The organism is Gordonia sp. GN26 (assembly GCF_054823965.1).
This window is the reverse complement of record NZ_JSYC01000030.1, coordinates 1-21,796: the sequence shown is the minus strand read 5'-3', so window position 1 is coordinate 21,796 and position 21,796 is coordinate 1. Positions and strand designations below refer to the sequence as shown.

Here is a 21,796-nt window from a genome sequence, read left to right as displayed (position 1 = left end):
TCTCAATTGGTACCCAAGCGGTCTCAGTTGGTGCCCACGCGGTGCGCGCCATCGGTGTGGACGCACGTCCGCGCGGTACGCAGTGGAACCACTCGATTCTGCCGCCGACCGGTTGGGGGCCCTCACCCGACGTCCGTCGCCGAGGCGGCGGTCATCGTTCGGCGAGCACCTCACCGATGTATTTGGCAACGGCTGCGACCGAGGCGATGGTTCCCGGATAGTCCATCCGTGTGGGGCCGAGCACACCGACGCCGCCGAACACGGTTCCCGATGCACCGTACCCTGTGGACACCACCGAGGTCCCACGCAGGTTCTCGGTCTGCGTCTCCTCTCCGATCTGCACTGTGACCTGGCCCATGTCCTGTGTCGTGGCGAGAATCTTGAGCACGACGACCTGCTCCTCGAGTGCTTCGAGGACGGTGTCCATACCGCCGACGACCGGCGTGAAGTCGGCGGCCGACCGTGCCAGGTTCGAGGTGCCGCCGAGCACCAGGCGGTCGTCGCCGCGTTCGACGAGGGTCTCGACGAGAACCGTCGCGATGTTCAGAACCGCGCCCCGGATGTCGTCGGGTGCGGAGTTGGCGAGTTCGGCCACCGCCGCCGACGCCTCGGCAAGGCGTTTGCCGTGCAGCGCCGTGGAGAACATGTCACGCAGACGGCTGATGTCCTCTTCGTCGTGGTCCTCGTTCAGCGCGACCATGCGCTGTTCGACGCGACCGTTGTCGACGATCACCACGAGCAGCAGCCGCGACGGCGAGAGCGACACGACCTCGAGGTGTCGGACGCGTGCCGCCGACAGCACCGGGTATTGGATGACGGCCACCTGGCGGGTCAGCTGGGCGAGGAGCTTGACCGAGCGTCGCAGCACGTCGTCGAGGTCGACGCCGGAGTCGAGCACCGACAGGATGGCGCGTCGTTCCGCCGAGGACAGCGGCTTGATCTCGCTGATGCGGTCGACGAACATCCGGTAGCCCTTGTCCGTGGGGACACGACCCGAGCTGGTGTGCGGCTGGGTGATGTATCCCTCGGCCTCGAGTACCGCCATGTCGTTGCGGACGGTTGCGCTCGACACCCCGAGCTGATGCCGCTCGACGAGTGCCTTCGATCCGATGGGCTCCTGCGATTCGACGTAGTCGGTCACGATCGCGCGGAGGATCTCGAATCGACGGTCATCCGTTGTGGACACGCGGTACACCTCCTGATCCGAGTCCCGGTCCATGGGGTTGGGCCATAGAGTTGGGGTACGTCCCATACTGGGTACGTTCCATACTACGAAACCGGCGCGGGGTTCCATGATCTTCAAGGGGGTGCGGGAGGGCAGGCCCTATCCCGACCACAAGCTGTCGACGCGCGGCTGGGCCAAGATCCCGCCGCGACAGCTGCGACTCGACCAGCTGATCACGCTCACCAAGGTGCTGGCCCTGGACAAGCTGCTCAGCGAGGATTCGACGTTCTACGGCGACCTGTTCGCACACGTCGTCCGCTGGGAGGGCGATCTCTACCTCGAGGACGGACTCCACCGTGCGGTGCGCTCGGCGCTGCGGAACCGCAACATCATCCACGCACGCACCCTCGACCTCGACGCCCTCGACCTCTCCGAGGGGGCACGCCCTCTCGAGGAGCAGCTCGACGACACCGCCGAGATCCCGGCGCGTCCCCGCGTCGTCGACGTCCCGCCCGAACCGGTCCGGCCGCCGCGGGGTGCGCCCGAATCCCCCGGCGGCGGTGGCGCGCATCGTCGGGGACGCCAGTCCACCGGCTGGACCAGCCCGCCGCGCCCCGAACGTCCCTGGTAGTCCCGGGTCTAACCCCAGAGCACGCGGCGGATGACGCCGTCGGCGAGCAGCCGGCCGGCGTCGGTGAGGACGTAGGCATCGCCCGTCGCGGCGAGCAGGCCGTCGGCACAGAGATTTTCGGCGTTCGCGCGTTCGGCGTCGTCGAGGAGTTCGGTCGGGAGCCCGGTCCGGAGTCGCGTGGTGAGCATGACCGCCTCCATGTGGCGGTCCTCGGTGGTGAGCTGCTCCGACGACGCCGCGGGCAGCACGCCCTCACCGAGGGTCTGCGCGTAGCGCGCCGGATGCTTCACGTTCCACCAGCGCACGCCATTCACGTGGGAGTGCGCGCCCGGGCCGATCCCCCACCAGTCCGAGCTGTTCCAGTAGGCGAGGTTGTGGCGACACGCGCCCGCGTCGTCGAGGGCCCAGTTCGACACCTCGTACCAACCGAACCCGTTGGCGCTCAACCGATCATCGAGGATCTTGTAGCGGTCGGCGAGCACGTCGTCGTCGGGGGCGGGCATCTCGCCGCGCCGGATCCGACGCGCCAGCGCGGTGCCGTCCTCGACGATCAGGGCATAGGCCGACACGTGGTCGACGCCCGCGGACAGCACGGCGTCGAGGGTGGCGTGCAGGTCGGCGTCGGTCTCCCCGGGGGTCCCGTAGATCAGGTCGAGGTTGACGTGGTCGAAGCCGGCCGCCCGAGCCTCGCGCGCCGCGGCGACCGCGCGCCCCGGGGTGTGCACCCGGTCGAGCACCTTGAGGACGTGCTGGGCGGCGGACTGCATGCCCAGCGAGATGCGCGTGAACCCGGCCGACCGCAACTGTTCGAAGAACGCCGGCGACGTCGACTCCGGGTTCGATTCGGTGGTGACCTCCGCGTCTGCGGCGAGGTCGAAGTTGGCGCGCACCGAGTCGAGCAGGCGGGTGAGCCCGTCTGCGCCGAGCAGCGACGGGGTGCCGCCGCCGACGAAGATCGTCGACACCTTCCGAGTCGGCGTCAGCAGCCGCGCCGCCGACTCCAGCTCCGCGGCCACCGCCTCCTGCCAGGACTCCGGAGACGACGTCGAGCCGAGCTCCCCTGCGGTGTAGGTGTTGAAGTCGCAGTAGCCGCAGCGTGTCGCGCAGAACGGGACGTGCAGGTAGAGACCGAACGGCACGTCGGAGTCGACGTCTCGGCACGCCCCGTCGATGAGCTGCGTGGTGAGCTCGGGGGTGGGTGCTTCGATGTCGACCTTCACCGTTCCATCATGACGACCCCGACGTCAGCACCGAAATCGCCGCATCGACCAGGCCTCACGACACCACGCCCGGGCCGGGAATAACCACGTGCCGGGTGTTATTGATCGACTCGAGGTGAGACCTGCGGCCCCACCGGCCCAGGCGCGTTTCCATCATCGTGATGGAAAATAACCCCAAGTAGACGAGGCGATGATGGGCGTGGCAATATGGACCCCGTGATTTTCCCAGGGGTGTGGCTCGCAGCGCGTCGCCACATTGATCTCAAGCGCGTCAACAGCGCTTTCTGTCGCATCTAGCGACGTCTCGGCCCTGACTGATCCCTGAATCCGGGGATGCCGGCACGTTTCAGCCCACTTTTCGTGCAATGAACGCCGGCCCTGTGCGCCGGCACAGGAGATTTCATGACGTCCACAACCGACGCCCCTGCTGCTGTCTCCAGCACGGGCTCACAGCCTGATGCCGTCAAGCCCGCTGCCGCGGCAGGCGAGGCCGGCACCGAGAAGCCCGCTCGTCCCGCACGCAAGGCCCGCCCGGCCAAGCGCCGCGCCGAAGGTCAGTGGAAGCTCGGCTACCGCGAGCCGCTGAACCCCAACGAGCAGGTCAAGAAGGACGACAACCCCCTCAACGTCCGCGCCCGCATCGAGAACATCTACTCCAAGCAGGGATTCGACTCGATCGACAAGCAGGACCTGCGCGGCCGGATGCGCTGGTGGGGCCTCTACACGCAGCGCGCCGAGGGGTACGACGGCACCTGGACCGGCGACGAGAACATCGACATCCTCGAAGACAAGCACTTCATGATGCGCGTGCGCTGCGACGCCGGAGCGCTCAACGTCGCGCAGCTGCGCACCCTCGGCGAGCTCTCCACCGAGTTCGCCCGCGACACCGCCGACCTCTCCGACCGCGAGAACGTCCAGTACCACTGGATCCGGATCGAAGACGTCCCGACGATCTGGGACCGCCTCGAAGCCGTCGGCCTCAAGACCACCGAGGCCTGCGGCGACTGCCCCCGCGTCGTGCTGGGTTCGCCGCTCGCCGGCGAGTCCTTCGACGAGGTCCTCGATCCCACCCCGGCCATCGACGAGATCGTCCGCCGCTACATCGGCGACCCGAAGTACTCGAACCTGCCGCGCAAGTTCAAGACCGCGATCTCCGGCCAGCAGGACGTGGTCCACGAGATCAACGACGTCGCCTTCGTCGGCGTCGTCCACCCCGAACACGGCCCCGGCCTCGACCTCTGGGTCGGCGGCGGCCTGTCCACCAACCCGATGCTCGCCCAGCGCGTCGGCGCCTGGGTCCCACTCGACGAGGTGCCCGACGTGTGGGAGGCCGTGGTCTCGATCTTCCGCGACTACGGATACCGTCGCCTCCGCGCGAAGGCGCGCCTGAAGTTCCTCATCAAGGACTGGGGCATCGAGAAGTTCCGTCAGGTGCTCGAGGACGAGTACCTCGGCCGCAAGCTGATCGACGGCCCGGCGCCGGAGCAGCCCGAACGCCCGATCGACCACATCGGCGTGCAGAAGCTGCGCAACGGCCTCAACGCGATCGGCTTCTCCCCCATCGCCGGTCGCGTGTCGGGCACGATCCTCACCAAGACCGCCGAGGCTGTCGCCGCCGTCGGTTCCGACCGCGTGCGCTTCACCCCGTACCAGAAGCTGATCGTCCTCGACGTCCCCGACGACAAGGTCGAATGGCTCATCGACGAGCTCAAGCCGCTTGGCCTGCACGGCCGCCCGACGCAGTGGCGCCGGAATCTGCTGGCGTGCAGCGGTATCGAGTTCTGCAAGCTCTCGTTCACCGAGACCCGCAAGCGTTCACAGGTTCTCGCGCCGGAGCTCGACGAGCGTCTCGCCGACATCAACTCGAAGCTCGACGTGCCGATCACGGTGAACATCAACGGCTGCCCCAACTCCTGCGGACGGTCACAGATCGCCGACATCGGTTTCAAGGGACAGCTCGTCGAGGACGCCGACGGCAACCAGACCGACGGCTTCCAGGTCCACCTGGGCGGCAGCCTCGGCCTGGACTCCGGTTTCGGTCGCAAGCTGCGCCAGCACAAGGTGCTCGGCACCGAGCTCGGCGACTACATCGAACGCGTGGTCCGCAACTTCGTGGATCAGCGCGAAGAGGGTGAACGGTTCGCGCAGTGGGCCGTTCGCGCCGACGAGGAGGCACTCCGATGACGATCAGCACCACGGCGACGGCCACCGGCCGCCGCCACAGCGAGGACGAACTCCGCGCGATCGCGGCGAAGGGCGCGGCCGACCTCGGTCCCGACGCCACCCCGGAGGAACTGATCCGCTGGACCGCGGAGACCTTCGGCACCAACTTCGTCGTCGCGTCGAACATGCAGGACGCCGCCCTCGTCGACCTCGCGGTGAAGAACATCGACCGCGAACACCTCGGCGGCGACCCGGTCAAGGTCCTGTTCCTCGACACCGGCTACCACTTCGCCGAGACCATCGGCACCCGTGACGCGGTCGAGCAGGTGTATGGCGTCGAGATGGTCAACCTCAACCCCGAACACAGCGTCGCGCAGCAGGACGAACTGCTGGGCCGCAACCTGTTCGCACGCGACCCCGGCGAGTGCTGCCGACTGCGCAAGGTCGTCCCGCTCAAGGCGGGTCTGGCCGGTTACGACGCCTGGATCACCGGCATCCGCCGAGTGGAGGCGCCCACCCGCGCCAACGCTCCGCTCATCTCGTTCGACGAGGCCTTCGGGCTGGTCAAGATCAACCCGATCGCACCGTGGACCGACGAGCAGATGCAGGACTACATCGACTCCAACGGAGTGCTGGTCAACCCGTTGGTCGACGAGGGCTACCCCTCCATCGGTTGTGCTCCGTGCACCGCCAAACCCGAACCCGGATCCGATCCGCGCAGCGGCCGCTGGGCCGGTCGCGCCAAGACAGAATGTGGGCTCCACGCATGACCGTCACCGAACCCGTCCGCGACTTGACCGTCTCCGCCGACACCGACGACTTCACCACGCTCGACGCGCTGGAGTCCGAGGCCATCCACGTCTTCCGTGAGGTGGCAGGCGAATTCGAGCGCCCGGTCATCCTCTTCTCCGGCGGCAAGGACTCCACCGTCCTGCTGCATGTCGCACTGAAGGCCTTCTGGCCTGCGCCGCTGCCGTTCTCGCTGCTGCACGTCGACACCGGACACAACCTGCCCGAGGTCCTCGAGTTCCGCGACAACGTCGTCGAGCGTCACAACCTGCGTCTGCACGTCGCCAAGGTCGAGGACTACCTCGCCGACGGCCGGCTGACCGAGCGCCCCGACGGCGTCCGCAACCCGCTGCAGACCATCCCGCTGCTCGACGCGATCACCGAGAACCGCTTCGACGCGGTCTTCGGCGGTGGCCGCCGCGACGAGGAGCGCTCGCGCGCCAAGGAGCGGATCTTCTCGCTGCGCAACGCCTTCGGCCAGTGGGACCCGAAGCGTCAGCGCCCCGAGCTGTGGAACCTCTACAACGGCCGCCACGCACCGGGCGAGCACGTTCGCGTGTTCCCGCTGTCGAACTGGACCGAGCTCGACATCTGGCGCTACATCGCCCGCGAGCAGGTCCTGCTCCCCTCGATCTACTACGCACACGAACGTGACGTCTTCCTGCGAGACGGCATGTGGATGACCCCCGGCGTCTGGGGCGGACCCCGCGAAGGCGAAGAGCTGCAGCGCCTCTCGGTCCGCTACCGCACCGTCGGCGACGGCTCATCGACCGGCGCGGTGCTCTCCGAGGCCGCCGACAACGACGCCGTCCTGGCCGAGGTCGCCGCATCGCGACTGACCGAACGCGGCGCCACCCGTGGCGACGACCGGGTCTCCGAGGCCGCCATGGAAGACCGCAAGCGCGAAGGATATTTCTGATGAGGCACGCACCCGACCTTCTCCGCATCGCCACCGCCGGCAGTGTGGACGACGGCAAGTCGACGCTTGTCGGCCGTCTCCTGTACGACACGAAATCCGTTCTGGCCGACCAGATCGACGCCGTCACCAAGGCCTCGGTCGACCGCGGTCTCGAGGGCCCCGACCTGTCGCTGCTCGTCGACGGCCTGCGCGCCGAACGCGAGCAGGGCATCACCATCGACGTGGCGTACCGCTACTTCGCCACGCCTGCACGCTCTTTCGTTCTCGCCGACACCCCCGGCCACGTCCAGTACACGCGTAACACCGTGTCCGGCGCCTCCACCGCCCAGCTGGTGATCCTGCTCGTCGACGCCCGCAACGGCGTCGTCTCCCAGACCCGTCGCCACGCCGCGGTGATGGCTCTCCTCGGTGTGCCGCAGCTCGTGCTGGCGGTCAACAAGATCGACCTCGTCGACGATCAGGCCTCTGTGTTCGCCGAGATCTCCGCCGAGTTCGCCGAACTGACCCGTTCGCTGGGTTGGTCCGACGAACAGGTCACCGCCATCCCGGTGTCCGCGCTCCACGGCGACAATGTCGCGAACCGCTCGGAGAACACGCCGTTCTACGACGGCCCCACCCTCATCGAGCACCTCGAGACGGTCCCGAACCTCACCGAGCGTGCCCCGGTGGGCCTGCGTTTCCCGGTGCAGTACGTGATCCGTCCCCGCACCCCCGAGTACCCCGACTACCGCGGATACGCCGGTCAGGTCGCGGCCGGTCGGGTGTCGGTGGGTGACGAGGTCGTCGTCCTGCCGTCGGGCCAGCGGACCACCGTCAGCCAGATCGACACGGCCGACGGCCCGCTGGAGTCCGCCCACACCGGACGCAGCGTCACGATCCTGCTCGCCGACAACGTCGACATCTCGCGCGGTGACCTGATCGCCGCCGCGGTCGACGCACCGGAACCGGTGCAGCAGTTCACCGCGACCGTCTGCTGGCTCGCCGAGAAGCAACTGCGCCCCGGTGCGCGTCTGCTCCTCAAGCACGGCACCAAGACCACCCAGGCCATCGTCGGCGGGCTCGATGCCCTCTTCGACGAGCAGAACCTGGCGCTAGTGGAGGCCCCGGAGTCGGTGGAGCTCAACCAGATCGTGCGGATCTCGGTGCAGACCGCCGAACCCATCCCGGCCGACGACTACCAGGTGAACCGCGAGTCGGGCAGCTTCCTGCTGATCGACCCGCAGGGTGGCAACACCCTCGCCGCCGGTCTGGTGGGCGACGCACTCGCGCCGCTGCACCTCAAAGAGTTGGTGTGAGTCCTTCTCTCGTCCTCGTCGCACACGGCAGCCGCGATCCGCGCTTCGGCGCGACCGCGCGCCGTGTGCGCGACGCCGTCGCCGCCGCTCTGCCGGGCGTCGAGGTGGTCCTGTCCTATCTCGATCTCGACGAGCCGCTAGTCGGCGACGTCCTCGCCTCTGTCGCGAACGATCCAGGTGACGATCCCGTCGTGGTCCCGCTGCTGCTGTCGGCGGGGTATCACCACAAGGTCGACCTGCCGGCGATCATCGCCGAGCACCGGCCGTTCGCGCATCAGACCGACGTCATCGGCACCCGGTCGTTCACGACGGCCCTCGCCGATCGTCTGCTCGAAGCAGGCCTCGGCGCGCGCGACGGGGTGATCCTGTCGGCGGTCGGTTCCTCCGACGAGTCCGCCGACCGTCACGTCCGCCGCCGGGCCATCGAACTGTCGACGTACCTGAATCGGCCGGTCGAGGTGGTCTTCGCCACCAAGCTCGGCCCGAACAACCGCGCGGTCGCCTCGGCGGTCCGTCGTCTCCGGGTCGCCGGCGCGCAGCGCATCGCGCTCAGCCCGTACTTCCTCTCGGCCGGTCTCCTGATCGAGCGGGTCGAGTCGGCGCTGGACGCGTTGGCCGACGAGACTCTCGTGGCCGGCCCACTCGGCGCACACCCCGACGTCGTCGAGGGAATCTGCGGTCTCTATCGCACGGCGGCTCAGCGTCGCACGGTGATCGCCGGGCGCTGAGACCCGTCAGATCCGGCGGCTCACATCGTGATGAGCCATGCGATCACGACGAGGATCAGCAATGCCAGCAGGGCGAGGGTCACCGGCGAGCGCATCAGTTTCACAGTCCGGTCCCATCGTCGTCGGCGAAGCGTCGGCGGTCGAACAGCGTTGCCGCCAGGTCGACCAAGAGATTGAGAACATAGGCGATCAGGATCGCGACGGGAATCACCACGGCGACGGTGACCAAGAGCTGCGGAACGAAGGACAGGCCGGTCAGCCACTCCTCCACACCGTCCCACCAGGCGAAGAACGCCGTCACCTCATCACCCCGTCCGTCCGATTCGGATCACTGTCGGCCCGGCCCCGTTCAGGCCGACTGGCATCGGACAGCGTCCGTCGCAATGATAGTTCCCATGTCTGTTGCAGATGACTCCACCGTAACGTCCCTGCCGACCGCGACTCCCCCACAGGGCGGGACCGCCGAGGCCGACGTCGCGCGAGTCAGCGCCACGATACCGACGCAGGTGAACCCGACCAGCCCATCGCACCGGAGTGCCTTCCCGCCGATCGGCGACTACGCGTTCCTGTCCGACACCGAGACCAACTGCCTCATCGCCCGCAACGGTTCGGTCGAGTGGATGTGTGTGCCGCGACCCGATTCGCCGAGCATCTTCGGCGCAGTGCTCGACCGCAGCGCCGGCCATTTCCGTCTCGCGCCGTACGGCGTCAACGTGCCCGTCGACCGCCGGTATCTGCCGGGCAGCCTCATGGTCGAGACGACCTGGCAGACCGACACCGGCTGGATCATCGTGCGCGATGCGCTCGTCATGGGGCCGTGGCACGACAACGAGCGCCGCTCCCGCACCCACCGCCGCACCCCCACCGACTGGGATGCCGAGCACATCCTGCTCCGCACCGTGCGCTGCGTGTCGGGCACCGTCGAACTGCACATGAGCTGTGAGCCGGCATTCGACTATCACCGCGGGACAACCAAGTGGGAGTACTCGGGTCCGGCCTACGGCGAGGCGATCGCGACCGCCAGAGACACCGAGTCCGACGCGGAGATGCCCACCCTCAAGCTCACCACCGACCTCCGTCTCGGCCTCGAGGGCCGTGAGGCACGTGCACGTACACGTCTCGTCGAGGGCGACAACCGCTTCGTCGCACTGAGTTGGTCGCGACAGCCCGCCCCGCAGAACTGGGACGAGGCCGCCCAGAAGATGTGGTCGACGAGTGAGTCGTGGCGGCAGTGGATCAACATCGGCAGCTTCCCCGACCACCCGTGGCGCTCGCACCTGCAGCGGTCCGCGCTCACCCTCAAGGGACTCACCTACTCCCCGACCGGCGCACTGCTGGCCGCGGCGACCACCTCGCTGCCGGAAACCCCTCAGGGCGAGCGCAACTGGGACTATCGCTATGCGTGGGTGCGCGATTCGACCTTCGCGCTGTGGGGTCTGTACACCCTGGGCCTCGACCGTGAGGCCGACGACTTCTTCTCCTTCATCGCCGACGTATCCGGCATCACCAACGGTGAACGTCATCCGCTGCAGGTGATGTACGGCGTCGGCGGTGAGCGGACGTTGGAGGAGGAAGAGCTCACCCACCTCTCCGGATACGACGGCGCACGCCCGGTCCGCATCGGCAACGGCGCGTACAACCAAGCGCAGCACGACATCTGGGGCACGATGCTGGACTCGGTGTATCTCAACATCAAGTCCCACGAGTCCGTCCCCGAGACCCTGTGGCCCGTCCTCAAGGCGCAGGTCGAGGAGGCGATCAAGCACTGGCGCGAACCCGACCGCGGCATCTGGGAGGTCCGTGGCGAACCGAAGCACTTCACCTCGTCGAAGGTGATGTGCTGGGTGGCGCTCGACCGCGGTTCCCGGCTGGCGACCATGCACGGCGAGGAGACGCACGCCCGGGAGTGGGCGGCGATCGCCGACGAGATCAAGGCCGACGTCCTGGCCCACGGAGTCAACGACCGCGGCGTCTTCACACAGCGTTACGGCGACGACGCGCTCGACGCGTCACTGCTCCTCGTGCCGCTCCTGCGGTTCCTACCGCCCGACGATTATCGCGTCCGCGCAACGGTTCTCGCGATCGCCGACGAGCTGACCGACAACGGTCTGGTGCTGCGTTACCGGGTCGAGGAGACCGACGACGGCCTCACCGGCGAGGAGGGCTCCTTCACGATCTGTTCGTTCTGGCTCGTGTCGGCACTCGTCGAGATCGGCGAACTGGCACGCGCGAAGACGCTGTGCGAGCGACTGCTCTCCTACTCGAGTCCCCTGAAGCTCTACGCCGAGGAGATCGACGCGAAAACCGGCCAGCAGCTCGGCAACTTCCCCCAGGCGTTCACCCACCTCGCGCTGATCAACGCGGTCATGCACGTCATCCGCGCCGAGGAGGCCGAGCACCAGCACACGTTCCAGCCGGCGAATCACTGACGCGCCCCACCATCGTCGACTGAAATCCGCCCCTGAGGAACGCCCTCCAGAGAGCGGCCGCCGACACAGTGCGTCGGTGCCGCTGCTGAGGGTCGTTCTCAGGGGCGGATTTCGGTGGCAATTCTCGGCCGGTAGGGCCGGCAGGACCTAGGCCTCGGTGAGCGCCGCGACCTTGGTGGCCCGCGCGTACACGGTCTCCCCGGCCTGGAGGTTGAGGGCGTTCTGGTCGCCGCGGGTGATCTGGGCGGCGAACTCGTCACCGGTCGTGGCGGCGACGAGTTCGACGCGGGTCTCGAAGCCGAGGTTCACCACGCGCAGCACGGTCGCCTTGATGACGCCGGTGTCGAGCGACGAGTCGGCAGCCGGGGAGGCCATCTCCGGGGTGCGTCCGATCCGGATGTCGTGCGGGCGAACGAGTTCGCCGTTCAGACGCACCGTCGAACCGAGGAACGACGCCACGAACTCGTTGGCCGGGCGGTCGTAGAGGTCGTCGGGCGTGCCGACCTGCTCGATGCGCCCCTTGTTGAGGATGGCGATCCGGTCGCTGACGTCGAGTGCCTCCTGCTGGTCGTGGGTGACCAGCACGGTGGTGACGTGCACCTCCTCGTGGAGACGACGCAGCCAGCGGCGCAGGTCATCTCGCACCTTCGCGTCCAGGGCGCCGAACGGCTCGTCGAGCAGCAGCACCTTGGGGTCGACGGCGAGGGCGCGGGCGAGCGCCATACGCTGCCGCTGACCACCCGACAGCTGCGCCGGGAAGCGGTGCTGGAAGACGGCCAGTCCGACCACCTCGAGGAGTTCGTCGACCTTGGCGTCGACCTCCTTCTTGGGCCGCTTGCGGATCTTGAGGCCGAAGGCGATGTTGTCGCGCACGGTGAGGTGTTTGAACGCGGCGTAGTGCTGGAACACGAAACCGATGTCGCGCTTCTGCGGCGACTTCTGCGAGACGTCGTTCTCGTTGATACGGACGATGCCGGAGTCCAGTGTGTCGAGGCCGGCGATCGCGCGCAGCAGCGTCGACTTGCCGGAGCCCGACGGCCCCAGCAACGAGGTGAGCTGACCGTCCGGGATGTCGATGGAGACGTCGTCGAGGGCGGCGAAGTCGCCATAGCGCTTGTTCGCGCCGGTCACCTGAATGGACATGTCACACGCCTTCCTTGTGCTGGGCGTTGGGATGGACGATCTGCTTGGCGTCGACGGACTCGGGGCCGTGCGGCGGGGTCAGATCGAGTTCGACGTCGGTGGACGTGGACTCACTGGCGTCGACGAGTCGGGACTTGGCGCGGCGCTCGATCAGCGACATCAGCACGAGCACCAGGATGGCGACGAACATCAGCAGGGTTGCGGCCGCATAGGCACCGAATTCGTTGTAGTCGTCGGTGTAGCGGGAGTGGACCAGCAACGTCAGCGTCTGGGACACACCGGGATAGTTCGACGACACCATGGTCACCGCACCGTATTCGCCCAGCGCTCGCGCGACGGTCAACACGATGCCGTAGGTCAGGCCCCAGCGGATCGCCGGAAGGGTCACCCGCCAGAAGACCTGCCAGTTGTTGGCGCCCAGTGTCGCAGCGGCCTCTTCCTGTTCGGTTCCGATCTCCCGGAGCACCGGTTCGACCTCGCGGGCCACGAACGGGAGCGTGACGAACAGCGTGGCCAGCACCAATCCGGGGAAGCCGAAGATGATCCGGAAGCCGAGGCTCTCGATGCCGCCGAACCAGCCGCCGTAACCCCACAGCAGGATCAGGGCGACGCCGGCGACCACCGGCGACACCGCGAACGGCAGGTCGACGACCGACTGCAGCAATCCCTTGCCGGGGAAGCGGCCGCGAGCCAGGGCCAGCGCGGTGATCACGCCGAAGATCACGTTGAGCGGCACCACGATGGCGACGATCAGCAGGCTGAGTTGTAGCGCCGAGATGGCGGCCGGCGTGGTGATCCACTCCCAGAACTGGCCGAGGCCGTGTTCGAAGGAGCGGTAGAAGATCGTGCCGACCGGGACCACCAGGAGGATCAACAGGTAGACGAGCGCGACGGTGCGCAGCCCGTACTTCGTCAGAGGTGCAACCTTCATCGGTCTGCGTCCTCCCTCTTGGACTGTCGGCGGCCCGCGACGCGCAGGACGAGCAGCGTGACGAAGGCGATCAGCAGCAGCACCACCGAGATCGCGGCCGCGTTGACGGGTGCGTCGATCTCGATCTGCTGCTGGATGTACTGCGAGGCCACCTGGGTGTCGCCGGGGATGTTGCCGCCGATGAGCACCACGGAACCGAACTCGCCGATGGCGCGCGTGAACGCCAGGCCGGCGCCGGTCAGGATCGCCGGGAGAAGGGCCGGCAGCACGATCTTGCGGAAGATCGTGGCGTTGTTCGCGCCCAGCACGGCTGCCGCTTCCTCGACGTCGACGTCGAGTTCGATGAGAACCGGCTGTACCTGGCGCACCACGAACGGCAGGGTGACGAACGTCAGGGCGATCACCAGTGCGGGCTTGGTCGCGTTGAGCTGGATGTCGATGGGACTGTTCGGCCCGTACAACGACAACAGAACGAGGCTGGCGACGATCGTCGGCAACGCGAACGGCAGGTCGATGATGGCGTTCACGACACCCTTGCCGGGGAACTCGTCTCGGACCAGTACCCACGCGATCAGGGTGCCGAACACGACGTTGATCAACGCCGCGATCACGGACACGAGCACCGTGATCCAGATGGTGTCCACCGCGGCGGGCGCCGAGATCGCCTCCCAGAAGCCACTCCAGCCGTCCTCGAAGGACTGCACCGTGATGGCGGCCAGCGGCAGCAGCACGATGACGCTGAGCCAGAGCCAGGCGACGCCGATGGTCATCGGGCTCACGCCGGCGAAGGTGCGCGAGCGTCCGAGGAACCCGCGGGGCGGCCGCGAGTCGGGAACGGGTGTCCCGGCCTCCGTGGCCGTCGAGTCGACCGGAGTCACTGCTTACCCCCTGAGTCGTAGATCTTGGTGATGGCGCCCTTCTTGCCGAACAGCGCCTCGTCGACGGCCTTCCAACCGGTCAGGTCCTTGCCGTCGTTGTCCTCGGCGGTGCCCTCCCCGAGCACCTTGCCGACTTCGGCGATGGTCCACAGCTTCGCGATGTCCCCGGGGAACATATCCCGGGTCGCCTCGATGACCGCGGGGTCGACCGGCCGGAATCCCTGCTCGGCCCAGATCAGCTGCGCCTCCGGAGTGAAGAGGAAGTCGACGAAGGAGCGTGCGCCGGCGATGTCATCGGAGGTGTTGACGACCGCGACAGGGTTCTCGATCTTGAAGGTCTGTGGCGGGATCACATATTCGACCTGGCTGTTCGGGCCGGCGGTGGCGTTGTTCTTGTCGAGCATGATCGCTTCGTTCTCGTAGCTGATCAAGACGTCGCCCTGACCCTGCTCGAACGCCGTGGTGGCCTCGCGACCCGACTTGGGCACCACCTTGATGTGATCGCGGACCAGTTCGGCCACGTAGTCCAGGCCGGCCTGTGAATCCCGGCCGCCGTTGCTGACGGCGGCGTACGGCGCCAGCAGATTCCACTTCGCCGAGCCGGAGCTGCCCGGGTTGGGGGTGACCACCTGTACGCCGGGCTTCAGCAGATCGTCCCAGTCGCGGATGCCCTTCGGGTTGCCCTTGCGGACCACCAGCGCGACGACCGACCCGAACGGGGTGCTGTTGTTGGGCGCCTGCTTCTTCCAGTCCTCGTCGACCAGGCCGGCTTTCACCAGTCGGGTGATGTCGGGCTCGACCGAGAAGTTCACGACGTCGGCAGGAACACGACGGGCCACCTTGCGCGACTGGTCTCCGGAGGCGCCGTACGACGCCGAGAAGCCGATGTCGTGGCCCTCAGGGGTGTCGCGGAACGCCGGGATGATCTCGTCGAAGCCGATCTTGGGGACGGCGTAGGCGACCAGGTCGAGGTGCCGGTCGCCGCTGGAGATGTCCACTCCGCCGGGCTCGTCGGTCGATCCGCCACCACAGCCCGCGACGAACACCATCGCCAACGCCAGTAGGCTCACCAGCACCCGGGTGCCGCGCGGCGTGACAGGGCCAGCGCTCACTCTTCCTCCAAGACTCGGCGGGGCCGGTCTGATGAGGGCTGTGACCGGCGGAGACCGGACTACGCTAGCAACCTGCCGGGCCGTCGCCCGAGTTCAAATCAGTGAGATCGAAACTCTCCGCAGGCCATGGTCAGGGCGCCGTTCCTATTCCAGTCGCCACTCCTCGTAGGCGCGCGGATCGTTGACCGGTTCGACGTGTGTCGTGATGTTCAGGTCCGGTACCGCAGCGTGCAGTTCGTCCTCGACGACCTCGGTGAGATCGTGGGCGCGCTGCACCGACCAGTCACCGGGAACGAGCATGTGAAGCTGCAGGAACCGTTCGTGACCGGCCTCGCGGGTGCGGATGTCGTGGAAGACGATGCCGTCGGCACGGTGTCGGTCGAGTACGCCGTCGATGGCGGAGCGCTGCTCGGCGGGGAGCGCGGAGTCCATCAGACCGGCACCCGAGCGCCACACCAGCCGGCTGCCGACGACCATGATGTTGATCGCGACCGCGATGGCGATCAGCGGGTCGAGCGGTAGCCAGCCGGTCAACGCGACCAGGAAGACGCCCACGAGGACGCCGACCGTGGTCGCCACGTCGGTCATCAGATGCTTGCCGTCGGCTTCGAGGGTCAGTGACCGGTGTTTGCGGCCGGCCCGGATGAGGATCAGCCCCACCGCCGCATTGAGTACCGTGGCGCCCACCGAGATGCCGAGCCCGAGTCCGACCTCTTCGAGCTCGCGCGGGTTGATGAGCCGGTCGATCGCGGTCACGACGATGATCACCGCCGCCACGACGATAAGGACACCTTCGAACACCGCCGAGAAGTACTCGGCCTTGGTGTGCCCGAAGTTGTGTCCCCGGTCCGGTGGCTTCGCGGCGACCCGTAGTGCGACGAACGCGCCCACGGCGGCGACGACGTTGACGATAGATTCGAGCGCGTCGGACAGCAGGCCCACCGACCCGGTGATCCACCAGGCCAGCAGTTTGAGCCCGAACACGACCACCGCGGTCACGATGCTGAGCACCGCGAACCGCGCGAGGTTACGGCGTTGTCCGCTTGTCATGATCGGGACCGGCTCAGGCCGCGAGCCCCCGACGACGCAGGAGCGGCTCGATCTGCGGCTTACGGCCGATCAGGGCCTCGTGCGACACCAGCGGGTCGATGCTGTCACCGCGCGACAGCGTCGCCTCGGCGAAGCGTCGTCCGTTGTTGCGCTCGAGGCCGCCCGAGGCGAGGAACCATTGTTCGGTCTCGGCGTCGAGGACCTCCGACCAGATGTAGCTGTAGTAGCCGGCCGAGTAGCCGCCGCCGAAGATGTGGTTGAAGTAGGCGCTGCGGTAGCGCGGCGGGATCAGGTCGGTTTGCAGGCCGACCTCCGTGAGTGCCTTCGCCTCGAATGCCTCCACGTCGGTCACGGCCGCGGCCTCCTCGACCGTCAGCCGGTGCCAGGCGAGATCGAGAGACGACGCCGCGAGGTACTCGATGGTCCCGTGCGCGGTCTCGGCGCCCGCGGATTCCCGTGCGGCGGCGGCCAGTTCGGCCGGGATCGGCTCACCGGTCGCGTGGTGCAGCGCATAGTTGGCGAGCACCTCCGGGTGCAGCGCCCACATCTCGTTGACCTGCGACGGGAACTCGACGAAGTCGCGCGGCACGGACGTACCGGACTGGGACGGGTACTCGACCGACGACAACAGACCGTGCAGCGCGTGCCCGAACTCGTGGAACAGGGTCGTCAGCTGATCGATGGTGAGCAGACATGGCTGTCCCTCGTCGGGTTTCGTCAGGTTCAGGACGTTGACGATGATCGGCTGGGTCTGCAGCACCGACGACTGGTCGACGATGTTGTTCATCCAGGCACCGCCGCGCTTCGACGGCCGCGCGTAGTAGTCGCCGAGGAACAGTCCTATGCCGGTGCCCGAGTCGTCCCGCACCTCCCACACCCGCACGTCGGGGTGATAGACGGGCAGCCCGGTGCGTTCGACGAAAGTCAGGCCGTACAGCTTGTTGGCCGCGTAGAAGACTCCGCGGGTCAGGACGGTGTCGAGCTCGCAGTAGTCGGCGAAACCGTCGAGCGGCACCGAGGACTTGGCCTGCTTCTCGCGTTCGAGCCAGAAGGTCAGGTCGGCGGGTCCGATCTCGACGTCGCCGGCGAACTCGGTGAGCCGGGTCAGTTCCCGACCCCCGGCACGCATCGCGGACTCGTTGAGTTCGCGCAGCAGGTCGTCTACCGCGGACGGGTCGGGTGCGGTCTGCTCGGCGATCACGAACTCGGCGTGGTCGCGGTACCCCAGCAGCTCGGCACGGCGAGCACGCAGCCGGACGATCTCGAGGACGAGTTCGCGGGTGTCGTGGTCGTTGCCGCGCGAGCAGCGGTTCACCGACGCGTCGAACACCCGTTGCCGCACGGCGGGATTCGTCAGCTCGGTCAGCACCGACTGGCTGGTCGGCAGTTCCAGGGTGATCAGGTAGCCGTTCTCGTGGCCGGCGTCGGCCGCCGCGCGCCGAGCGGCCGCGATCTGGCCGGCGGACAGACCGTCGAGGTCGGCCGCATCGTCGACGAGGACCGCCGAATCGTTGGTGTCGTCGAGGATCTTCTGCGAGAAGGTCGTCGTCAGATAGGCGAGCCGGGAGGCGATCTGGCGCATCTCCTCCTGCTCCGCCTCGGGCAGACCGGCACCGGCGCGCACGGACTCGCGGTACCGCTTGTCGAGAAGACGACGCTGCGGCTCGGTCAGGTCGAGTTCGTCGGCGTGGGAGGCGAGATCCGAGATCCGGCCGAACAGAACGGGATTCATCGCGATGGTGTTGCCGTGGTCGGTCAGCAGCGTCGAGAGTTCCTGGGAGATCTCGTTGCGCCTGGGGTTCGTGTCGGGGCCGACGAGGTTGAAGAAGATACCCGATGCACGGGCCAGGTCACGACCCGAGAGTTCCAGTGCCTCGATGGTGTTGGGGAAGGTCGGTGCGGCGGGGTCGGCGGCGATGGCCTCGACCTCGGCGAGGTGCGACGCCATCGCCTCGCGGAAGGCGGGCAGGAAGTCGTCGTCGGAGATCGACGCGAAGTCCGGTAGATCGTAGGGCAGATCACTCTGTGCCAGTACCGGATTGGTTGCGCTGTCCTGCCCCGTCATCTACTTCCCTTTCGGTTTGTCACCTGCTGCATCGGTGGAGAGCGCTGCGACGAACGCCTCCTGCGGGACCTCGACACGGCCGATGGTCTTCATCCGCTTCTTGCCTTCCTTCTGCTTCTCGAGCAGCTTGCGCTTACGGCTGATGTCGCCGCCGTAGCACTTCGCGAGGACGTCCTTGCGGATCGCCCGGATGTTCTCGCGCGCAATGATCTTCGAGCCGATGGCCGCCTGGATCGGGACCTCGAACTGCTGGCGCGGGATGAGCTCGCGGAGCTTGAGCGCCATCTTGTTGCCGTAGGCGTAGGCGGCGTCGCGGTGGACGATCGCGCTGAACGCGTCGACGGCCTCACCCTGCAGCAGGATGTCGACCTTGACCAGGTCGGCTTCCTGCTCTCCCGCCTCCTCGTAGTCGAGCGAGGCATAGCCGCGGGTGCGCGACTTCAGCGAGTCGAAGAAGTCGAAGATGATCTCTGCCATCGGCAGGGTGTAGCGGAGTTCCACACGGGTTTCCGAGAGGTAGTCCATGCCGCCGAGCTCGCCGCGACGCGACTGGCAGAGCTCCATGATGGCGCCGATGAACTCGCTCGGCGCGATCACGGTGGTCTTGACGATCGGCTCGTAGATGTGGCGGGTCTTGCCCTCCGGCCAGTCCGACGGGTTGGTGACGATGTGTTCGGAGCCGTCCTCCATCACCACGCGGTACACCACGTTGGGTGCGGTAGAGATGAGATCCAGGTTGAACTCGCGCTCGAGACGCTCGCGGGTGATCTCCATGTGGAGCAGACCCAGGAAGCCGCAACGGAATCCGAAGCCCAAGGCCACCGAGGTCTCCGGCTCATAGGTGAGCGCGGCGTCGTTGAGTTGCAGCTTCTCCAGCGCCTCACGCAGGACCGGGTAATCCGATCCGTCCATCGGGTACAGACCCGAGTAGACCATCGGTCGCGGTTCGCGATAGCCGGTGAGCGCTTCGCTCGCGCCGTTGCGGGCGCTGGTGACGGTGTCACCGACCTTCGACTGGCGCACATCCTTCACACCGGTGATGAGGTAACCCACCTCGCCGACGCCGAGGCCCTGGGTGGCCTTCGGTTCCGGCGACACGATGCCCACCTCGAGCAGCTCGTGGGTCGCACCGGTCGACATCATCTGGATCTTCTCGCGGGGCACGATCTTGCCGTCGACGACACGGACGTAGGTGACCACGCCGCGGTAGGTGTCGTAAACCGAGTCGAAGATCATCGCGCGTGCCGGGGCGTCGGCGTTCCCGACGGGGGCGGGCACCTTGCGGATGACCTCGTCGAGCAGTTCGCTGACGCCGACGCCGGTCTTGCCGGACACCCGCAGGACGTCCTCGGGCTCACAACCCACGATGTGGGCGAGCTCGGCGGCATACCGTTCGGGGTCGGCCGCGGGCAGGTCGATCTTGTTCAGGACCGGGATGATGGTGAGGTCGTTCTCCATCGCCAGGTACAGGTTGGCGAGCGTCTGGGCCTCGATGCCCTGGGCGGCGTCGACGAGGAGGACCGCACCTTCGCACGCCTCGAGCGCACGCGACACCTCGTAGGTGAAGTCGACGTGACCGGGGGTGTCGATGAGGTGCACGACGTAGTCGTCACCGTCGAGCTGCCACGGCAGTCGCACGTTCTGCGCCTTGATGGTGATGCCGCGCTCACGCTCGATGTCCATGCGATCGAGGTACTGCGCCCGCATCTGGCGCTCTTCCACGACACCTGTGAGCTGCAGCATCCGGTCGGCCAGCGTCGACTTTCCGTGGTCGATGTGGGCGATGATGCAGAAGTTCCGGATGCGCGCCGGGTCGGTGAAGGTCTGGTCGGCGAAGGTGGGAATTGGAACTACTCCTCGAGGATGGACACGTACGTTGACCACCATGTTCTCATGAGCGCCGCGAATGGTGCCCAAGCGGATGGCGGGGCGCTACCGTGGCAGCCGTGACAGCCGAGTCCGCCGAGTCGGAAAAGCCAGCGACCACCATCACCCCCGTCGAGACCGAGGACGTCGCCGCCGACGTGCACCGGCCGGACGGCACACCCCGCGCCATGATCGTCCTGGCCCACGGCGCGGGCGGCAACCGCAACGCGGTCATCCTGCGCGCGCTCGCCGACGAACTGAGTTCACGCGGCTACGTCGTCGCCCGAATCGACCTCCCCTACCGTCGGCGCCGGCCCAAGGGACCGCCCAGTCCGTCGACGTCGCCGGCCGATCGGGACGGGATCCGCGCCGCCTGCGCGAGGTTCCGCGGCGAGTCCGACGGCCCGCTGTTCGTCGGCGGCCACTCCTACGGCGGGCGTCAGGCGTCGATGGCGGTCGCCGAGGACGGCACCGACCTCGCCGACGGCCTCCTGCTCAGCTCCTATCCCCTGCATCCGCCCGGCAAGCCCGACCGGCTGCGTACCGAACACCTGCCGTCGATCACCGTGCCGACCCTCGTCGTCCACGGCAGCACCGACCCGTTCGGCACCACCGAGGAGATGGCCGCGGCGGTCGGCCTGATCGACGCGCCGACGCGGATCGTCGAACTCGAGAAGGTCGGTCACGACCTCAACCCGAAGAAGAAGCCGACCGCGCAGCTGACCGCCGACGCCGTCGACGAGTTCCTGATGAAAGGATCTCGGGCGTGACGAACCGCAGCATCCGATCCCGCCTCCGCCCCACCGAAGACGTCGCCCGCACGATCAGTTACAACCCCGAACTCGACGGCGACGCCGATCCCGGCGAGATCGTGTGGACCTGGGTCGCCTACGAGGACGACCCCAGCCAGGGCAAGGACCGCCCGGTGCTCGTCGTGGGCCGCGACGCCAACGCCGAGACCGCCGACGGTGACACTTTCCAGGAGGTTCTGGGTCTGATGCTGTCGAGCAAGGACTATCACCAGGATGACGACGACTGGTTCGCCGTCGGCACCGGGAGCTGGGACTCACAGAACCGGCCGAGCTTCGTCCGCCTCGACCGCGTCCTCGTCGTCGACGCCGACGGCATCCGACGCGAGGGCGCCATCCTCGACCGTCGCCGCTTCGACGCGGTCGCCGATGAACTCAGGTCACGCTTCGGCTGGCATTAGGCGTCCTACGCCAACCGGGTGATCTCCACGACGACGTCGAGATCCGTTGCGCCGCCACCCCTCGCTGCCTGATCCGAAAGAACGCGACGCACCCAGCTCTGCCGCCTGAGCCGAAAGAACGCATCGCACCCAGCTCTGCTGCCTGAGGCGCGAGGAGCGAAGCGACGAGCCACGAAGGCCTGGTGACACCCCTACGCCAACC

19 protein-coding genes are annotated in these 21,796 nt (G+C 67.5%); 9 read left to right on the top strand and 10 right to left on the bottom strand.

The features are described from left to right. Positions 1-151: 151 nt before the first annotated feature. Positions 152-1,186, bottom strand: coding sequence for a heat-inducible transcriptional repressor HrcA (gene hrcA / locus OK17_RS09040; RefSeq protein WP_119033802.1), 1,035 nt, complete (start codon positions 1,184-1,186; stop codon positions 152-154). A gap of 106 nt (positions 1,187-1,292) precedes the next feature. Between hrcA and OK17_RS09035 the strand changes: the two genes are divergently transcribed. Beyond that, positions 1,293-1,796 (top strand): type II toxin-antitoxin system VapB family antitoxin, encoded by a 504-nt coding sequence (locus tag OK17_RS09035; protein WP_119032751.1) that lies wholly within the window; start codon positions 1,293-1,295, stop codon positions 1,794-1,796. A gap of 8 nt (positions 1,797-1,804) precedes the next feature. Here OK17_RS09035 and hemW read toward each other — a convergent pair whose 3' ends face one another. After that, positions 1,805-3,016, bottom strand: coding sequence for a radical SAM family heme chaperone HemW (hemW, locus tag OK17_RS09030; protein WP_461417246.1), 1,212 nt, complete (start codon positions 3,014-3,016; stop codon positions 1,805-1,807). Between the two features lie 402 nt (positions 3,017-3,418). Here hemW and OK17_RS09025 point away from each other — a divergent pair, with 402 nt between their 5' ends. Genes OK17_RS09025 through OK17_RS09005 form a run of 5 tightly spaced genes read left to right on the top strand, consistent with a single transcriptional unit; the run spans position 3,419 to position 8,910 of the window. Beyond that, positions 3,419-5,200 (top strand): nitrite/sulfite reductase, encoded by a 1,782-nt coding sequence (locus OK17_RS09025; protein ID WP_119032753.1) that lies wholly within the window; start codon positions 3,419-3,421, stop codon positions 5,198-5,200. After that, the gene (locus OK17_RS09020) at positions 5,197-5,949 is read left to right on the top strand and encodes a phosphoadenylyl-sulfate reductase (RefSeq protein ID WP_461417245.1); all 753 of its coding nucleotides are present in this window, start codon (positions 5,197-5,199) and stop codon (positions 5,947-5,949) included. Before OK17_RS09025 ends, OK17_RS09020 begins: the two co-directional genes overlap by 4 nt. Continuing rightward, positions 5,931-6,887: a sulfate adenylyltransferase subunit CysD gene (cysD, locus tag OK17_RS09015; RefSeq protein ID WP_232717709.1), complete on the top strand. Its 957-nt coding sequence runs from the start codon at positions 5,931-5,933 to the stop codon at positions 6,885-6,887. The genes OK17_RS09020 and cysD overlap by 19 nt, the downstream gene beginning before the upstream one ends. After that, positions 6,887-8,182 (top strand): sulfate adenylyltransferase subunit 1, encoded by a 1,296-nt coding sequence (locus OK17_RS09010; protein ID WP_461417244.1) that lies wholly within the window; start codon positions 6,887-6,889, stop codon positions 8,180-8,182. The genes cysD and OK17_RS09010 overlap by 1 nt, the downstream gene beginning before the upstream one ends. Continuing rightward, the gene (locus tag OK17_RS09005) at positions 8,179-8,910 is read left to right on the top strand and encodes a sirohydrochlorin chelatase (RefSeq protein ID WP_232717707.1); all 732 of its coding nucleotides are present in this window, start codon (positions 8,179-8,181) and stop codon (positions 8,908-8,910) included. The genes OK17_RS09010 and OK17_RS09005 overlap by 4 nt, the downstream gene beginning before the upstream one ends. A gap of 100 nt (positions 8,911-9,010) precedes the next feature. Here OK17_RS09005 and OK17_RS09000 read toward each other — a convergent pair whose 3' ends face one another. After that, positions 9,011-9,211, bottom strand: a complete 201-nt coding sequence (locus tag OK17_RS09000) for a hypothetical protein (protein ID WP_006865766.1) — start codon at positions 9,209-9,211, stop codon at positions 9,011-9,013. A gap of 94 nt (positions 9,212-9,305) precedes the next feature. Here OK17_RS09000 and OK17_RS08995 point away from each other — a divergent pair, with 94 nt between their 5' ends. Beyond that, the gene (locus OK17_RS08995; protein WP_461417243.1) at positions 9,306-11,339 is read left to right on the top strand and encodes a glycoside hydrolase family 15 protein; all 2,034 of its coding nucleotides are present in this window, start codon (positions 9,306-9,308) and stop codon (positions 11,337-11,339) included. A gap of 147 nt (positions 11,340-11,486) precedes the next feature. On the opposite strand, the gene OK17_RS08990 is transcribed toward OK17_RS08995, so the two are convergent. The 7 genes from OK17_RS08990 to lepA form a co-directional block, all read right to left on the bottom strand. Next, on the bottom strand, positions 11,487-12,482 hold the full coding sequence (locus OK17_RS08990) for a sulfate/molybdate ABC transporter ATP-binding protein (protein WP_461417242.1): 996 nt from the start codon (positions 12,480-12,482) through the stop codon (positions 11,487-11,489). Position 12,483: 1 nt separating this feature from the next. Continuing rightward, complete coding sequence (gene cysW / locus OK17_RS08985; protein WP_232717705.1) at positions 12,484-13,413, bottom strand: sulfate ABC transporter permease subunit CysW; 930 nt, start codon at positions 13,411-13,413, stop codon at positions 12,484-12,486. Further along, positions 13,410-14,291 (bottom strand): sulfate ABC transporter permease subunit CysT, encoded by an 882-nt coding sequence (gene cysT / locus OK17_RS08980; protein ID WP_461417241.1) that lies wholly within the window; start codon positions 14,289-14,291, stop codon positions 13,410-13,412. The genes cysW and cysT overlap by 4 nt, the downstream gene beginning before the upstream one ends. Next, positions 14,288-15,403 carry a sulfate ABC transporter substrate-binding protein gene (locus OK17_RS08975; RefSeq protein WP_461417240.1) on the bottom strand — a complete coding sequence of 372 codons (1,116 nt, stop codon included), beginning with the start codon at positions 15,401-15,403 and terminating at the stop codon, positions 14,288-14,290. The genes cysT and OK17_RS08975 overlap by 4 nt, the downstream gene beginning before the upstream one ends. A gap of 144 nt (positions 15,404-15,547) precedes the next feature. After that, positions 15,548-16,453 carry a cation diffusion facilitator family transporter gene (locus tag OK17_RS08970; protein ID WP_232717702.1) on the bottom strand — a complete coding sequence of 302 codons (906 nt, stop codon included), beginning with the start codon at positions 16,451-16,453 and terminating at the stop codon, positions 15,548-15,550. 13 nt (positions 16,454-16,466) lie between these two features. Further along, positions 16,467-18,518 (bottom strand): M3 family metallopeptidase, encoded by a 2,052-nt coding sequence (locus tag OK17_RS08965; protein WP_461417239.1) that lies wholly within the window; start codon positions 18,516-18,518, stop codon positions 16,467-16,469. Next, positions 18,519-20,405 (bottom strand): translation elongation factor 4, encoded by a 1,887-nt coding sequence (lepA, locus tag OK17_RS08960; RefSeq protein ID WP_006865758.1) that lies wholly within the window; start codon positions 20,403-20,405, stop codon positions 18,519-18,521. A 50-nt stretch (positions 20,406-20,455) separates the two neighbouring features. Here lepA and OK17_RS08955 point away from each other — a divergent pair, with 50 nt between their 5' ends. Then, positions 20,456-21,154: an alpha/beta hydrolase family protein gene (locus tag OK17_RS08955; protein ID WP_461417238.1), complete on the top strand. Its 699-nt coding sequence runs from the start codon at positions 20,456-20,458 to the stop codon at positions 21,152-21,154. After that, a complete protein-coding gene (locus OK17_RS08950; RefSeq protein WP_461417237.1) occupies positions 21,151-21,594 on the top strand; it encodes a type II toxin-antitoxin system PemK/MazF family toxin in 444 nt (147 codons plus the stop codon). Before OK17_RS08955 ends, OK17_RS08950 begins: the two co-directional genes overlap by 4 nt. Positions 21,595-21,796: the final 202 nt, after the last annotated feature.

Coding starts and splice junctions, on each gene's coding strand:
- lepA (WP_006865758.1), bottom strand. CDS start 20,405: ATGGTGGTCAACGTACGTGTCCATCCTCGAGGAGTAGTTCCAATTCCC.
- OK17_RS08995 (WP_461417243.1), top strand. CDS start 9,306: ATGTCTGTTGCAGATGACTCCACCGTAACGTCCCTGCCGACCGCGACT.
- OK17_RS09020 (WP_461417245.1), top strand. CDS start 5,197: ATGACGATCAGCACCACGGCGACGGCCACCGGCCGCCGCCACAGCGAG.
- OK17_RS08970 (WP_232717702.1), bottom strand. CDS start 16,453: ATGACAAGCGGACAACGCCGTAACCTCGCGCGGTTCGCGGTGCTCAGC.
- OK17_RS09010 (WP_461417244.1), top strand. CDS start 6,887: ATGAGGCACGCACCCGACCTTCTCCGCATCGCCACCGCCGGCAGTGTG.
- OK17_RS09025 (WP_119032753.1), top strand. CDS start 3,419: ATGACGTCCACAACCGACGCCCCTGCTGCTGTCTCCAGCACGGGCTCA.
- OK17_RS08990 (WP_461417242.1), bottom strand. CDS start 12,482: ATGTCCATTCAGGTGACCGGCGCGAACAAGCGCTATGGCGACTTCGCC.
- cysD (WP_232717709.1), top strand. CDS start 5,931: ATGTGGGCTCCACGCATGACCGTCACCGAACCCGTCCGCGACTTGACC.
- OK17_RS08965 (WP_461417239.1), bottom strand. CDS start 18,518: ATGACGGGGCAGGACAGCGCAACCAATCCGGTACTGGCACAGAGTGAT.
- cysW (WP_232717705.1), bottom strand. CDS start 13,413: ATGAAGGTTGCACCTCTGACGAAGTACGGGCTGCGCACCGTCGCGCTC.
- OK17_RS09035 (WP_119032751.1), top strand. CDS start 1,293: ATGATCTTCAAGGGGGTGCGGGAGGGCAGGCCCTATCCCGACCACAAG.